The 15,179-nt window shown below is 51.7% G+C and carries 10 protein-coding genes; 7 read left to right on the top strand and 3 right to left on the bottom strand.

What is annotated here, in order from left to right; translation table 11 throughout:
• Position 1: 1 nt before the first annotated feature.
• Entirely contained in the window at positions 2-2,353 is a 2,352-nt protein-coding gene (locus I6L39_RS15000) for a heavy metal translocating P-type ATPase (protein WP_216990097.1), read from the top strand.
• Positions 2,354-2,483: 130 nt separating this feature from the next.
• Here I6L39_RS15000 and I6L39_RS15005 read toward each other — a convergent pair whose 3' ends face one another.
• Complete coding sequence (locus tag I6L39_RS15005) at positions 2,484-2,789, bottom strand: hypothetical protein (protein ID WP_216990098.1); 306 nt, start codon at positions 2,787-2,789, stop codon at positions 2,484-2,486.
• Between the two features lie 515 nt (positions 2,790-3,304).
• Between I6L39_RS15005 and I6L39_RS15010 the strand changes: the two genes are divergently transcribed.
• Positions 3,305-3,643 (top strand): MerR family transcriptional regulator, encoded by a 339-nt coding sequence (locus tag I6L39_RS15010; protein ID WP_216990099.1) that lies wholly within the window; start codon positions 3,305-3,307, stop codon positions 3,641-3,643.
• 132 nt (positions 3,644-3,775) lie between these two features.
• On the opposite strand, the gene cueR is transcribed toward I6L39_RS15010, so the two are convergent.
• Both cueR and I6L39_RS15020 read right to left on the bottom strand, forming a co-directional pair.
• Positions 3,776-4,183 (bottom strand): Cu(I)-responsive transcriptional regulator, encoded by a 408-nt coding sequence (gene cueR / locus I6L39_RS15015; protein ID WP_216990100.1) that lies wholly within the window; start codon positions 4,181-4,183, stop codon positions 3,776-3,778.
• Between the two features lie 10 nt (positions 4,184-4,193).
• Positions 4,194-6,566 (bottom strand): heavy metal translocating P-type ATPase, encoded by a 2,373-nt coding sequence (locus I6L39_RS15020; RefSeq protein ID WP_216990101.1) that lies wholly within the window; start codon positions 6,564-6,566, stop codon positions 4,194-4,196.
• 480 nt (positions 6,567-7,046) lie between these two features.
• Between I6L39_RS15020 and I6L39_RS15025 the strand changes: the two genes are divergently transcribed.
• The 5 genes from I6L39_RS15025 (at position 7,047) to I6L39_RS15045 (ending at position 14,993) form a co-directional block, all read left to right on the top strand.
• Positions 7,047-7,283: a heavy-metal-associated domain-containing protein gene (locus I6L39_RS15025; protein WP_216990102.1), complete on the top strand. Its 237-nt coding sequence runs from the start codon at positions 7,047-7,049 to the stop codon at positions 7,281-7,283.
• A gap of 552 nt (positions 7,284-7,835) precedes the next feature.
• Complete coding sequence (locus I6L39_RS15030; RefSeq protein ID WP_216990103.1) at positions 7,836-9,017, top strand: efflux RND transporter periplasmic adaptor subunit; 1,182 nt, start codon at positions 7,836-7,838, stop codon at positions 9,015-9,017.
• Between the two features lie 76 nt (positions 9,018-9,093).
• Complete coding sequence (locus tag I6L39_RS15035; RefSeq protein WP_216990104.1) at positions 9,094-12,261, top strand: efflux RND transporter permease subunit; 3,168 nt, start codon at positions 9,094-9,096, stop codon at positions 12,259-12,261.
• Between the two features lie 43 nt (positions 12,262-12,304).
• A complete protein-coding gene (locus I6L39_RS15040) occupies positions 12,305-13,765 on the top strand; it encodes an efflux transporter outer membrane subunit (RefSeq protein ID WP_216990105.1) in 1,461 nt (486 codons plus the stop codon).
• Between the two features lie 181 nt (positions 13,766-13,946).
• Positions 13,947-14,993 (top strand): AraC family transcriptional regulator, encoded by a 1,047-nt coding sequence (locus I6L39_RS15045; protein WP_216990106.1) that lies wholly within the window; start codon positions 13,947-13,949, stop codon positions 14,991-14,993.
• Positions 14,994-15,179 lie beyond the last annotated feature (186 nt).

Raw genomic sequence — 15,179 nt, forward strand, 5'->3', positions numbered from 1 at the left:
CATGTCCCTCCATACCCATCATGCAGATCACCTACAACCTGAGGTGCACCATGCTATCCACGATCCGGTGTGTGGGATGCCGGTAACGGAGCAATCTACACACCACCTTCAATACCAGAACAAGACCTATTACTTCTGCAGTGAGCACTGCCTGGCCAAGTTTGAACAAGAGCCAACCACGTACATCCCGGGTCCAGATACCAGCCACCGTGCGCAGGGTTCGACAGAACTTCAAGGGCAGGCTGGCACAACCTATACCTGCCCGATGCACCCCGAAATAGTACAAGAGAGTCCGGGTGTCTGCCCCAAATGTGGTATGGCACTGGAGTTGGTATTACCGTCTCTGAACGAGGATGATAATCCGGAGTTACGCGACTTTCAGCGCCGTTTCTGGCGTAGTTTGCCTTTCACTGTGTTGGTTATCAGCGTGGCCATGTTTGGGCATCAGCTGTCTTGGCTGCCTGTTCACCTGCAAAGCTGGTTGGAGTTGTTGCTGTCGGCACCGGTTGTCCTCTGGGCGGGCTGGCCATTTTTTGAACGCGGCATGCGGTCGATATACCAGCTCAGCCCGAATATGTGGACTCTTATCGGAATAGGGACAGGCGCGGCCTTTATCTATAGCCTGGTCGCTACGGTACTACCCGACTCTTTCCCGTCATCCTTCGTTTCGATGGGGAGAGTAGGGGTGTATTACGAGGCGGCAGCCGTCATCATTTCCCTGACCTTACTAGGGCAACTGCTTGAACTAAAAGCACGATCCCAGACTTCTGCGGCCATCAAGTCTCTACTGGGACTAGCGCCCAAGACTGCACGACGAATTCGTGGGGAGGGGGTTGAAGAGGATATTCCACTGAGTCACGTTCATGTCGGTGACTTGTTACGTGTTAGACCGGGTGAAAAAATTCCAGTTGATGGCATCGTCATCGAGGGTTGCAGTGCGGTCGATGAATCTATGCTGACCGGTGAACCACTCCCGGTGACCAAACAAATGGGCGACTCGCTAATAGGCGCAACTCTGAATACCAACGGTGCTCTGATCATGCGATCAGAACGGGTCGGCGCTGCCACTATTCTCTCGCAGATCGTACAAATGGTAGCTCAGGCCCAGCGATCCAAGGCGCCCATGCAGCGAATGGCGGATGCGGTCGCCGGCTATTTTGTCGTGGCCGTGGTCGGCATTGCCCTGTTGGTCTTTCTGGCCTGGGGCTTCTGGGGGCCAGTACAGGGCTGGGTCTACGGATTGATTGCCGCCGTGTCCGTCCTAATCATCGCGTGTCCCTGCGCCCTCGGGCTGGCAACCCCCATGTCGATCATGGTCGCCACGGGACAAGGAGCAATTAACGGTGTGCTGTTCAGGGATGCCGCCGCAATCGAGTGTCTTCGTCGTATTGATACCTTAATCATCGATAAAACCGGCACGCTCACCGAAGGTAAGCCGACATTTGAACAAGCCATTGCTGTCGGCGATATGTCGGAGACAACTATCCTCCAATTGGCTGCCAGTCTGGATCAAGGCAGTGAACATCCTCTGGCGGATGCCATTGTGAAAGCTGCCAACGCACGAGGAATCAGCATCGATCACGTTCAACATTTTGAATCACTGGCTGGTCTGGGGGTGCGTGGTGAGGTGAATGGTCAGGCTCTGCTGCTCGGCAACGCCGCCCTGATGGAGCAAAATAATGTCGACCTAGCATCTTGGCAGGCACAGGCCAACGCCTTACGTGAGCGAGGAGCTAGTGTCATGTATCTGTCCAAGGAAGCAAGGCTCGCTGGATTACTGGTGGTATCCGACCCGATCAAGGCGAGTAGTCAGGAAGCCGTCTCTACTTTGCAAGCATCAGGTTTGCGCATTGTGATGGCCAGTGGTGATGCCGTCGCGAGCGCTAATGCTGTCGGGAAACAGCTTGGGATCGAAGAGATCCACGGTGAGGTCAAGCCAGCCGATAAACTGCAACTGGTCGAATCTCTACAAGCTGGAGGGCGAGTTGTTGCCATGGCGGGTGACGGGATCAATGATGCACCGGCGCTGGCCAAGGCAGACGTCGGTATTGCGATGGGGAGTGGCACTGACGTTGCTATGAACAGCGCACATGTAACCCTGGTGAAAGGCGATTTACGCGGTATTGCCCACGCCAGAGTTCTATCGGTGGCAACAGTGAAAAACATGAAGCAAAATTTGCTGTTTGCTTTCATTTACAATGCTTTGGGAATTCCCATCGCAGCAGGGGTTCTGTACCCGCTCACCGGGTGGATGTTGTCACCGGCACTGGCTGCTTTGGCGATGAGCCTCAGTTCCGTTTCTGTTGTATTTAACGCACTCCGTTTGAAGACAGAAATCAAAATAAATGAGTGAATAACCATAAAATTCTGTTCATAGCACTCTTTATGATACAGCCATAATAACGTGACGAGTTTTATAAATTAATTTTTCAAGTATTAAACTGGAACCCATATGGTAATCCCTCCGAAACACAATGTGGGGATTACCGTGTAATCTTGATCTGATAACGGGTATTTCTACCGCCCCCAGGCATTTTTTCAAGGCAGCCTTTCTCTAACAAGTCGGCCAGATGGCGGGTCGCGGTGGCTTTACTGACCTTGGCTACCTTCTGATACTGGCTGGCGCTGATACCCTGCAAAAAGCCGTTTTCGCCGCCGTCCAGCATCCTGTTCAACACCTTGATCTGTTCGGCACTCAGCGGCTCGCCGCCGTGTTGCTGCCAGACACGGCTCTTGGCCAAGGTGCGGGTGATCGCTTGTTGGGCCTGCTCCAACGTGGCATTGAACAACCTACAGAGAGATCACAACTAGCGACGCCACATCAACCAATGATGGGGTAGCCTCAGTAGAGGCTAAAATCGACCTCATCTGGGATGCGTATTTAGTTAACAACTTTAGTTAGATGATAGCTAAAGAGGTAAATCTTATTGATAATTATTGACTTTCCAGTCGCTGTAGACTTTAGCCTAAATATATAGCTTATGTTAATGGCGACGAAGTCTCATAAGCGCTTCAAGATAAAAGTTAATTAAGGGGTTATGATTTAAGATAATTATTGTATTAAAACAACTGCATCTTAGATAAATGTGTTAATGATTTTTTATAATTAAATTCCAAATATTTTTATAATTTCCTTCGTGGTTTTATTATCCATTCAGTTGGTCCCTTTTTCTGAGAGGCTAGAGAATGTAGAGCTTGATTTATAAGATGTATGCCATGTGCACATGGCTTCATATTTACATGATATGTTGATGTCAGGAAATGATTTTATGTGAAACCTCAATGTTTATTCAGGGAGGAAGTGATGAGCATTGATAAACTATCTAATATGTCTAAAGTTTCAATTGAGATGATTCTATACTATCAGAGAATAGGGTTGATTCCTACCGCATATATAAATGAGAATGGCAGTCATATTTATACACACGTCGATGTTTGCAGGTTAGATTTTATTAGGAGTGCAAGAGAGAGCGGATTTTCAATTTGTGAGATTAAAGAGTTGTTTGATTTAAACCCCAACGTATCATATGAAAATTTTGATGTTGAAAGTATCGTTCATGAATATGCAATAGATCTCGATAATAAGATAGATAGGATGCTGGGTAAAGTTGAAGCCCTTAAGAGTCTGTATTTGTTAATTTAAAGTATCTTTGTTTTTTATGTGAAAATATACTTATCATCTGACAATCCTATGTCAGGTGATAAGTATAACTGTACATACAAATGATTTTTATTGGTAATAGTATGGGCGCTTAAGGCGCCCATACTATATAAATTATGATAACGGTTTAGCTAGTTGCTTAAGAATATTGCAGTGTGGGCTTCCATCACCACGACAACTCTCAGCAAGAGCTGTCAGTACATTCTGCATGTGTTGCAGTTCGGCGATTTTTTCTGATATCTCATTAAGGTGCTGTTGTGCAAGTTGTTTAACTGCACGACTTTCACGCTCGGGATTTTGCCACAACTCAAGCAATGAGTGAATATCAGTCAATGAAAATCCTAGGCTGCGAGCTTGACGGATAAAACGCAATTGATTGACTTGTTCACTGTTGTATAGCCTATAGCCTGAATCGCTACGCAATGAGACTTTAAGCAATCCTAACTGTTCATAATGGCGGATCATCTTTGCCGTTAAACCACTGATTTTGGCTACATCACCTATAGTTAATAATGATTTCATATGAGGCACCTTATTTAAATGACATCCGCTGTAAGCGTAGAGCATTGGTAACAACTAAGACACTACTACAAGCCATCGCTGCACCAGCAATCACTGGATTTAAAAATCCCATAGCTGCCAGAGGAATACCAATTGTGTTAAAGGCGAATGCCCAGAATAAGTTTTGCTGAATATTTTTGTACGTAGCACTAGACAGAAGTAACGCAGAGGATACGAGCTCCGGATTACCACGCATCAACGTAATAGCGGACGCGCTTACTGCGACTTCTGTGCCGGTTGCCATTGCTATTCCCAAATCAGCTTGTGCCAGTGCTGGAGCGTCATTGATACCGTCACCAACCATTGCTACTTTAAATCCTTGTGCCTGATAGTCGATTACGGCTTGAGCTTTACCTTGTGGCAATACTTCTGCTTGAACATTATCCAGACCAAGCTCTTTGGCAATGTAAGCGGCGCTATCTTTTGAATCCCCCGTCAGCATTGCCACCTTGATCCCGCTTTGCTGTAATTTTTGAACCGCAGTTTTCGCCTCTGGTTTTGCTTTATCGGCAAAGCAAAGTAGACCAAGGAGTTCAAGCTCACCTGATTTCATTTCTGCTAGCCAAGATACAGATGCACCTTTTATTGAAATTTTCTCAGTCGGTAATGTCAGACCAAGTTCGCGCATCCAATAACTAGAGCCAAGTAGTATATTACGTTTATCAATTACTGCTTTAACACCTTTTCCTGCTACTACAACGAAATCACTAACCTCACTTAATCTAACCTGATGTAGTTGTGCATAATTTACTACAGCTTTGGCTAATGGATGCTCGCTATTTTTAGATAAAGCATAAGCAAGTATTGCAAGATCATCATTGTTGGTTTGCAATGACATTAACTGCATCAGTTCTGGCTTGCCTTCGGTAAGAGTACCTGTCTTATCAAATATTACATAATCAATTTTCGTTGCCTGTTCAAGTGCAATAGCATCTTTCACTAAAATGCCATGTCGTGCTGCAGTTCCTGTTCCAGCCATGATTGCAGCAGGCGTTGCTAAACCGAGTGCACATGGACACGCGATAACTAGTACGGCAACTGCGTGCAATATTCCTTGTGTCCAGTCATTAAACACCATCCCCCAAACTAGTACGGTGACTAATGAGATTAAAAGAACAGATGGTACGAATATACCACTAATTTTATCAACTAGTGCCTGAACTGGCGCTTTGGCTCCTTGGGCTTGTTCAACCAAACGAATAATCTTCGATAATGTCGATTCTGCACCAACTGCAGACGCTTCAAACTCTAAAACACCATCTAGATTAACAGCACCTCCGGTTACATGATCTGCAATAGCTTTATGTAGTGGAATACTTTCACCACTAATTAGTGCTTCATCAACATGACTGCTACCTTTAGTAACAATACCATCAGATGGTATGCGATCTCCGGGGAGCACTCTGACCTTGTCACCCTTTTTAAGATCCGCTACGGAGATCACTTTCCAATCGTCATCGCGCCATACTGTGGCTGATGTTGGTTTTAAATTTTCGAGAGCTTTAAGAGCGTCAGTTGTGCGCTGTTTTGCTCGTCTCTCTAAAAGCTTTCCAAGTAATACCAGAGTAAGTACAGCTGCACTACTTTCAAAATATAGATGTGGTGCTCCATGGTGCCCATCAAAGGTATACCATAAGTAGATCGATAATCCGTAGGCAGCACTAGTACCTATTGAAACTAACAAGTCCATATTCCCAGAGAAGGCTCTTAATGCATGCCAGCCAGCCTTGTAAAAGCGTGCGCCAAAATAAAACTGTACAGGAGTGGCTAGTAACCACTGCCAGAATGGAGGCAACATCCAATCTACCCCAAATAGAACTCCTAGCATTGGTAGCACTAATGGCAAAGTAAGTATGGTCGCGCCAACTACTGGCCAGCTATCTTTTTCATAAAACTTCTGCGTTGATTTCGCTTCAGTCATCTGAGCCGAATTTTTCTCTACGACTAGATCGTAACCCGCAGCAATTGCTGCTTGCTGTAAGGCTTCAATAGAAGCACTGGCTGTAGTGAGCTCTAGGCTAACTTGCTCGGTGGCGAGATTGACTGTGGCAGATATTACACCAGGTACTTTCAGTAGGGCTTTTTCTACTCGATTTGCACAGGACGAACAAGTCATACCCTTAACATCAAACACTCTTTTATGAGTATTTATTTGATAGCCTGCAGTCAGTATCGCATCAATGACATCTTTTAATTTTGCATTACCATTTACTGTTGCTGTTTCTGTCGCCAAGTTAACATTGGCCTGAGTTACTCCTGTTACTGAGTGTAAGGCTCCCTCAATCCGACTTGCGCAGGATGCGCAAGTCATACCTTCTATTGCTAACTGAATGTTTGCTGTCATGTCTGTTACTCCCAAGTACAAGATGGTAGGGCTTGCAGAACAAGTCTGAACCTTTCCATCGTGTCAAGGTCAAGGCTGCCGCTACTAGGCTATGCCATAAAACTAATGAGGATGTAATATCCATTATTATCAATGCTTTAAATCCTGCTCAGTGCCCCATCGCTATCAGTTGACTGATGGCTTTTGATGCCCCTGTGTTCATATCAACGCATGAATGGGCGCCCTACTCGTTAGCTACATCATCAGGTGTTTGATGACATTCTTGGATACTCCACACCGACACTAACTGGTGCGATATGCCAGATCGTTATCGGATGCGTCTATCGCATCTTGCCTCTGAAAATGCCTATAGCAACGGGGCTTTACGAGCAGAGTTGGATAAAAGTGTCTAAAGAAGCCGGGCGATTCACACAGCACACTTGACCCTGTCATTATGGCAACCTTTACAGTGCTTATTGAACTCAGCAAAGGAGACTCAAAATGATGAAGTTCTACGTTTCGGATATGACATGTGGCCATTGCGTTAGCGTAATTACAAAAGTAATTTTGCAGCTACAGGATGATGCAAAAATTGATGCTGATCTTGTCAACTATACTCTTTCGGTAGAGAGTGAGTTAGATGCAGATGAGATTATTGAAGCGTTAAAAGAGGTTGGCTATGTAGCAACTACCATTAAAACTAGTTGCTGCAGTCCATCGAATAGCTGTCATTCCTGATAAAGAGTACTTCTATTACAAGACACCGGTCTGAAAATCGGTGTCTTTTTATGCGGCGCTGGCTGTACTCTTAAAGTAAGGAAATATCAATTAAAGTGATTTAATAATCTTGGGTTCAGACGCAAAAATTGGGGGTGGAATAATTTTTAGGGCAGCAGTTAAATTTATGCAATGTGATTTGTTCAATAATATCAAGGTGATGTTTTTTACTTGGAAATAGCGGATATATTAAACTATATCCTTTCAACTACTTTCAATTATAGGGAGACAGAGGTTGGCAAAATGATGCCCTCTGGAATGCAGCTTCGTATGAGTTTCATGATCTCAAATCACAGATTTGTTCGCACCTTCCTTAGTTCAAGTCAGTTGTTTCTATGAACTCGATTCTTATGAATTGGCGCGTTTGGCAAGTGAATTGGCGCGTTTTGCCTATAGGTTATCCCTTGCCCCTTGTATTGTTCTGCTATGGCTTAATTTGTGGCTCAAGTCTCTTTTGTGCCTCTTTTTTGCCATGGTACATCCCGTTTCCATTCCACAATTGGAATCATCCATATGAAAAACCTCCATATTTTGCGGCGTAGTGAGTCGCCTTTGTTGATCATGCTTACCTTCGGCATCCTGTTGCTTGCAGGTTGCAACGACAATGCCGGCCCGGTATCTGTTGCTCCGCCCGAGGTGAGCGCGGCGCAGGTTGTGGTCAAACCGGTGACCCAGTGGGATGAATACAGTGGCCGCATTGAAGCGATTCAACATGTCGATCTGCGTCCCCGTGTATCTGGTTACCTCGAGAGCGTGAACTATCGGGAAGGTCAGGAGGTAAAACAAGGCGATGTGCTGTTCACTATCGACGCCCGCAATTACCGCGCCGAGTTGGCGCGTGCCAATGCACAGCTTGCTCGTGCGGCCAGTGTGGCAGCACAGAGCCGCAACGAAGCGCGTCGCGCCAAGGTGCTGGCCGCGCAACACGCCATTTCTACCGAGCTGTGGGAGCAGCGCAACGCCGCCGATAAAGCTGCACAGGCCGATATGATGGCAGCTCAAGCTGCGGTCGATACGGCAAAGCTCAATCTGGAGTGGACCCAGGTACGTGCACCGATCGTCGGTCGGGCAGGGCGTGCGCTGGTGACCAAGGGCAACCTGGTTACGGCAGACGGTACGGCGAGTGTGCTGACCACGCTGGTATCGCAAGACAAGATGTATGCCTATTTCGACATCGATGAGAATGCCTTCTTGCGTTATACCGAGCGCGTCCGCACTGACCTCGGTGGCCACAGCGCCAAGATCCCGGTGCAGGTAGGGCTCTCCAATGAGGAGGGCTTCCTCCATACCGGCGAGGTCGACTTTCTCGACAACCGGGTGGAGCGCAGCAGCGGCACCCTTCGCGTTCGCGCCGTTCTTAATAACAAAGATCGCTTGTTGACCCCCGGTTTGTTTGCTCGGGTGCGCCTGCAAGGTGGCCGTATTCCCAATGCTGTGCTGATCGACAGCAAGGCGCTGCTCACTGATCAGGACCGCAAATATGTCTATGTGGTCGATAAAGATGGCAAGGCTCAGCGCCGTGATGTGGTCCCGGGACGAGAAGCCGAGGGGCTTCGCATCATCGAAAAAGGGTTGGTAGCCGGCGATCGCGTGATCATCGAAGGCTATCAGAAGGTGTTCATGCCGGGCATGCCCGTGAACGCCAAAGAGGTGCCGATGCAGGGCGCGGCAGCATTGACGGCGGCGATGAAATGACCGCACCCATGTTCACTGCTGCACGTGTGCTGACACGACCGGTGCCTCTCGAACCGTCTGTTTAAGGACCTATTCCATGGACTTTTCCCGTTTCTTTATTGAACGGCCAATCTTTGCGGCGGTGTTGTCGATCGTGATCTTCGCTGCGGGATTGATCACTATTCCCAACTTGCCGGTGAGCGAGTACCCGGAAGTGGTGCCACCGTCGGTGGTGGTGCGTACTGTCTATCCGGGTGCCAATCCCAAGGTGATCGCCGAAACTGTGGCCACGCCTTTGGAAGAGGCGATCAATGGCGTCGAAGGCATGATGTATTTCAAGTCGGTAGCTGGGTCTGACGGCGTGCTGCAGATGACCATCACCTTCCGCCCGGGCACCGATCCTGACGCGGCAGCAGTCAAGGTACAAAACCGTGTTGCGCAGGCGCAGGCTCGTCTGCCGGAAGATGTGCGCCGTCAGGGCGTGACCACGCAGAAACAGTCACCGACGTTTCTGATGGTGGTGCATTTGACCTCGCCGGGCGGCAAGTACGACACCCTGTATTTACGTAACTACGCGCGTTTGCATGTGAAAGATGCGCTGGCGCGGATCCCGGGGGTAGGCGATACCCAGGTATTCGGTGGTGGTGACTATGCCATGCGAGCCTGGCTTGACCCGGATAAGGTCGCTGCTTTGGGTCTGACGGCCAGTGATGTGATCAGCGCCATGCGCGAGCAGAACGTGCAAGTATCGGCTGGTCAACTGGGTGCCGAACCGATGCCAAACAGCCAGTTCCTCACGCTGATCAACGCCCAGGGGCGTCTGCGCACCGAGCTGGAATTCGGCGATATCGTGCTGAAAAATGGCGATAACGGTGAAGTGGTGCGGCTGGCTGATGTGGCCCGCCTCGAGCTCGGGGCAGGGGATTACACCCTGCGCTCCCAGCTCGATGGCAAGAATGCGGTCGGTATCGGTATCTTCCAGTCGCCGGGAGCCAATGCGCTTGAGATCCGCGATGCGGTCATCAATGCGATGAACCAGATGCAGAAGACCTTCCCGTCTGATGTGAAGTATGAAGCAGTCTACGACACCACCATCTTTGTGCGTGATTCGATCAGTGCCGTGGTGGACACACTGCTCGAAGCGGTGTTGCTGGTAGTGCTGGTGGTGATCCTGTTCCTGCAGACCTGGCGCGCTTCAATCATTCCGCTGATCGCCGTGCCGGTGTCGGTGGTGGGGACCTTTGCTGCCCTCTATGTGCTGGGCTTTTCCATCAATACCTTGAGCCTGTTCGGTCTGGTGCTCGCCATCGGGATTGTGGTGGACGATGCCATCGTGGTGGTGGAGAACGTCGAACGTAACATCGAAGAGGGACTCTCGCCTGTGGCTGCGGCACACCAGGCGATGCGCGAAGTATCCGGGCCGATCATTGCGATCGCACTGGTGCTGTGCGCCGTGTTTGTGCCGATGGCGTTTTTGTCCGGTGTTACCGGCCAGTTCTACAAGCAGTTCGCCGTCACCATCGCTATCTCGACCGTGATCTCGGCCATCAACTCCTTGACCCTCTCGCCGGCGCTGGCTGCCCGTCTGCTCAAACCGCATGATGCGCCCAAAGATGGCCCGAGCCGACTGATTGACTACCTGCTTGGTTGGCTGTTCCGTCCTTTTAATCGGGCCTTCAAAACGAGCTCCGAGCGCTATGAGCGCAGCATCTCCCGCATTCTTGGCCGCCGTGGCTCCGTGTTTGTGGTTTATGCCCTGCTGCTCGGCGCTACCGGTGTGATGTTCAAACTGGTGCCGCCCGGATTTATCCCGACCCAGGATAAGCTCTACCTGATCGCCGGGGTAAAACTGCCGGAAGGCTCGTCGATTGCCCGTACCGACGAGATGCTGCGCAAGGTTGCCCAGATTGCACAAGAGACCGACGGGGTGGCACACACCATTTCGTTCCCGGGTCTTAACGCGTTGCAGTTCACCAACACGCCTAACACCGGGGTGGCGTTCATACCGCTCAAGCCGTTTGCGGAGCGCAATGGTCGCACAGCGGCACAGATCAATGCCGAGATAAACCAGAAGATCGCTGGTCTGCAAGAGGGCTTCGCCTTCTCGATGATGCCGCCGCCGATCCTGGGGCTTGGTAGCGGTAATGGCTATCAGATGTTTATCGAAGACCGTGGCAATTTCGGTTACGGCAAACTGCAAGAAGCGGTGCAGGCGATGCAAGGTACCGTAGTCCAGACACCGGGCATGGCGTATCCCATCACGAGTTATCAGGCTAACGTGCCGCAACTCGATGCCCATGTGGATCGCGTCAAAGCCAAGGCGCAAGGGGTCGCGCTGACCGAGCTGTTCGATACCCTGCAGACTTACTTGGGTTCGACCTATGTCAATGACTTTAACCAGTTTGGCCGCACCTGGCAGGTGATTGCGCAGGCGGACGGGGCGTTTCGCAATAGCGTCGAGGATATCGGCAAGCTGCAAACCCGTAATGCGCACGGCGAGATGGTACCGATCGGTTCGATGGTGACCATCAAGGAGACCTACGGTCCGGACCCGGTGCTGCGCTTTAACGGCTATCCCGCCGCCGATCTGGCCGGTGAGGCCGATCCGCGCATGCTCTCGTCGGCGCAGGTGATGGGCAAGCTGACCGATATCGCCGGGCAGGTCTTGCCGGTGGGGATGACCACCGAGTGGACGGACTTGAGCTATCAGCAGGCTACCCAAGGCAAGGCTGCCTTTATCGTCTTCCCGGTGGCGATTTTGCTGGTGTTCCTGGTGCTGGCGGCACTGTATGAAAGCTGGACCCTGCCGCTGGCGGTGATCCTGATTGTGCCGATGACGCTGCTCTCGGCGCTGTTTGGAGTCTGGATGACCGGTGGTGATAACAACGTCTTCGTTCAGGTGGGGCTGGTGGTGCTGATGGGTCTGGCGTGCAAGAACGCCATCCTGATCGTCGAGTTTGCCCGCGAGCTGGAGATGAACGGTCGTGGCATTGTCGAGGCCGCGTTGAAGGCATGCCGGCTGCGGTTGCGTCCGATAGTGATGACATCCATTGCCTTTATCGCTGGCACGATTCCGTTGGTGCTCTCTACGGGTGCCGGGGCGGAAGTGCGCTCGGTGACTGGTATTACGGTCTTTGCCGGGATGCTCGGGGTGACGCTGTTTGGCCTGTTCCTGACACCGGTGTTCTATGTGGCGCTGCGTAAACTCTCCGGCCGGCCCTTGGTCCAGCATGGCGAGTCGACCTTCGTGGGCGATCCGCTCTGAATTCGGGCGCATTCCAACCTCTTTTTGGACGAGTAACTTTACGATGTATGTGAACTCGAAAACCCATCCATCCCGTCGCGTGCTCACGGTGAGCCTCGCTGCGCTGTTGTCAGCGTGCAGCGTCGGACCGGACTTTGAACGTCCGACCCTGCCGGTCGTGAGCAGCTATGCCCGTTTGGATGCCACTGTGCGTCAAGAGTCGGCTCCTGATGCGGGGCCGGCGTTCTGGCGCGGATTTAACGACCCGGAGCTCACCAAACTGGTTGAGCTTGCCCTGCGTCATAACCACGATGTGCAGCTGGCCCTGGCCAATTATCAACAGGCCAATGCCATGCTGGGTAGCGCAAAGTACGACTTGCTGCCTACGCTCACCGCCAGCTCGCAGGCAAGCAATGAGCGCAGCAGTGCCAGTCAGCAGCCCGGCGTCGCGGCTGCCGATCGCGATTATCACCAATATCAGGGTAGTGTCGGTTTTAGCTGGGAGCTGGATCTGTTTGGCCGCGTGCGGCGTTCCGTGGAAGCGCAGCGCGCCGACACCCGTGCCAGTGCCGATGATATGGCTGCCATGCAGGTGGCGGTGGTGGGGGAACTGGCCCAGACCTACTTCCAGCTGCGCGGCTGGCAGGAGCAGCTGGGCATCGCCCGTGACAACGCCGCCAACCAGGCGCAAACCCTGTCGCTATTGCAACTGCGGCAAGGAGCGGGCATGGCCAGTACGTTTGATGTGGATAGAAGCCGTGCCCAGCTCGAAACCACCCGAGCCAGCATCCCGCCATTGGAGGCGCAAATTGCGCTGGCTACCCACCGACTTGGTGTACTGACCGGTAATGTGCCGGAGTCATTGATTAGCGAACTGGAGGCGCCGGCAGCGCTGGCGCAGTTGCCTGCCAATGTGCCCATGCAGGCTCCTGGCGAGTTGCTTCGCCGCCGTCCGGATGTCGCTGCTGCCGAGCATCGCCTGGCCGCGTCGACAGCGCGCATCGGTGTGGCCACTGCCGATCTCTTCCCCCGATTTACCCTGGGGGGCTTGATCGGTACTCAGGCATTGGATACCGGCTCTCTGTTTGCTCGGGACAGCGAGACCCGGTCGCTGACACTCGGTATTGATGGCTCATTTTTGAATGTTGGCCGCGTTCGCGCGCGCATCGCTGCCAGCAATGCGCGGGCAGCCGGTGATCTGGCCAGCTATGAGAAAACTGTCCTCACCGCGCTGGAAGAGACCGAGAATGCATTGGTTCAGGTGTCACGCAGTGAGCAGCAGCGCCAGCATCTGGAGCAGGCTGCCGCGGCCAGTGTGCGTGCCGCCGAGGTGGCCAAGGTGCGCTTCGACCAGGGCGCCATCGATCTGCTGGAGTTGCTGGATGCCGAAAACGTGCGTCTGCAAAGTCAGGATGCGTTGGCACAGAGTCGGGTCGGATATACCCGGGCCGTGGTGTCGCTCTACAGAGCCATGGCCGGCGGTTGGCCGGAATATGTGGCCGATGAGGCATCCAACAAAACCTGAGCAATGGGCCCTTGTGTGAGCCGATGACATGGCACCTTCACATATCAAGAACGTGAATGACTGCATGGTGTGATGTCAGATATTTTTTTGCTAAAAAGCGGCATTGGCCCACCAATGCCGCCAAGCGGTATCAGCGACCTGACAAGGTCACGTTATCTACTTTGATTGGGTACAGCGCACGATGATCGATCGTTTTCGGATTTCCAAACAGTGGATGCTGCGCATTGCAGAGCGGGGTCTCTCGTTAGAAATGTTGCAGCGCAAAGCCGGACTGCCTGAGCTGTTTTTTCAGCAAGATAAGATCTATGCCTCCACGGCAGAGTTGTTTTCCCTGTGGAGCACGATCACAGACCATTGTGGCGATGTGGCATTTGGTCTCAAGTTGGGCGCAGATATGCGACTCGAGCGCAATCATCCGATGGCGATTGCGGCGGTGTGCAGCAGTTGTTTACGAGATGCACTGCAGCGTCTGGCCCGTTATAAACGGGTCGTCTGCCCGGAAGAGATCCGTGTCGAGATAAAAGGCGATGAGGTGATCATCGACTCCCATTATCTGGCAACCAGTGAGCAACCGCCCCATATCATGACTGATATGGGCTTCTCTTGGATGACGGCCATGGCACGACACAGCTCTGATGGGCATATTCACCCGCTGCGCATCGAATTGACGCGTGGCCCCGAGCATCTCGCGTTGCTGGAGGGGCACTTTGGTTGCCCGATCACCTTCAATGCGTCGCGCAATGCGCTGGTGTTTCGCACCAGCGATCTGGATTTTCCCTTTTATACCCACAACGAAGAGCTGCTCGCCGTGATTGCCCCGCAGCTCGATGCCGAGTTGCAGGAGCATGACCAAAACACCAGAATCACCTACGCGGTGAAACAGGTGCTGAAACGCACTCTCGCAGGTCGGCGTCCGACGCTGCAATCGCTGGCCAAAGAGCTGGCGATGAGTACGCGAACTCTGCAACGGCGGTTGACCGATGAGGGCATCACTTTTCAGCAACTGGTAGAGGAGACCCGCCGCGAACTGGCGCGATCCTATTTGCAGACTGGCGCGATAGAGCCCAACGAGACGGCGTACCTGCTCGGCTACGAAGATTCCAACTCGTTTTATCGAGCGTTCAACGGCTGGGAGGGGGTATCTCCCGGTGAGTGGCTCGAGTTGCAGCGCAAAGTCGCCAGAGGTGCGGTAGTGTATGGTTCTGGAAGGGGGGGATTTGAGGCTTAAAGCGAACCGGCGTTTTAGTCCAGGTAATGGTGAGACACTCGTATCGCGGCTTAGCGGCCGCATGAGCCGATTTGACCGCGCAGCTATCCAGAGAGCCATAACAAGATCATCCTAGCCTTCTCTGCCTTTTGAAACGATCATCCCTCCTCTGACCGTAGCATCAGTCAACCACTCCATGACTGACAA

The organism is Aeromonas sp. FDAARGOS 1409 (genome assembly GCF_019048705.1).
Lineage (GTDB): Bacteria > Pseudomonadota > Gammaproteobacteria > Enterobacterales > Aeromonadaceae > Aeromonas > Aeromonas sanarellii.

Bases quoted from the DNA above. Each gene is read 5' to 3' on its own strand.
- I6L39_RS15000 (WP_216990097.1), top strand. From the start codon at position 2: ATGTCCCTCCATACCCATCATGCAGATCACCTACAACCTGAGGTGCAC.
- I6L39_RS15010 (WP_216990099.1), top strand. From the start codon at position 3,305: ATGAGCATTGATAAACTATCTAATATGTCTAAAGTTTCAATTGAGATG.
- cueR (WP_216990100.1), bottom strand. From the start codon at position 4,183: ATGAAATCATTATTAACTATAGGTGATGTAGCCAAAATCAGTGGTTTA.
- I6L39_RS15020 (WP_216990101.1), bottom strand. From the start codon at position 6,566: ATGACAGCAAACATTCAGTTAGCAATAGAAGGTATGACTTGCGCATCC.
- I6L39_RS15025 (WP_216990102.1), top strand. From the start codon at position 7,047: ATGATGAAGTTCTACGTTTCGGATATGACATGTGGCCATTGCGTTAGC.
- I6L39_RS15030 (WP_216990103.1), top strand. From the start codon at position 7,836: ATGAAAAACCTCCATATTTTGCGGCGTAGTGAGTCGCCTTTGTTGATC.
- I6L39_RS15035 (WP_216990104.1), top strand. From the start codon at position 9,094: ATGGACTTTTCCCGTTTCTTTATTGAACGGCCAATCTTTGCGGCGGTG.
- I6L39_RS15040 (WP_216990105.1), top strand. From the start codon at position 12,305: ATGTATGTGAACTCGAAAACCCATCCATCCCGTCGCGTGCTCACGGTG.
- I6L39_RS15045 (WP_216990106.1), top strand. From the start codon at position 13,947: ATGATCGATCGTTTTCGGATTTCCAAACAGTGGATGCTGCGCATTGCA.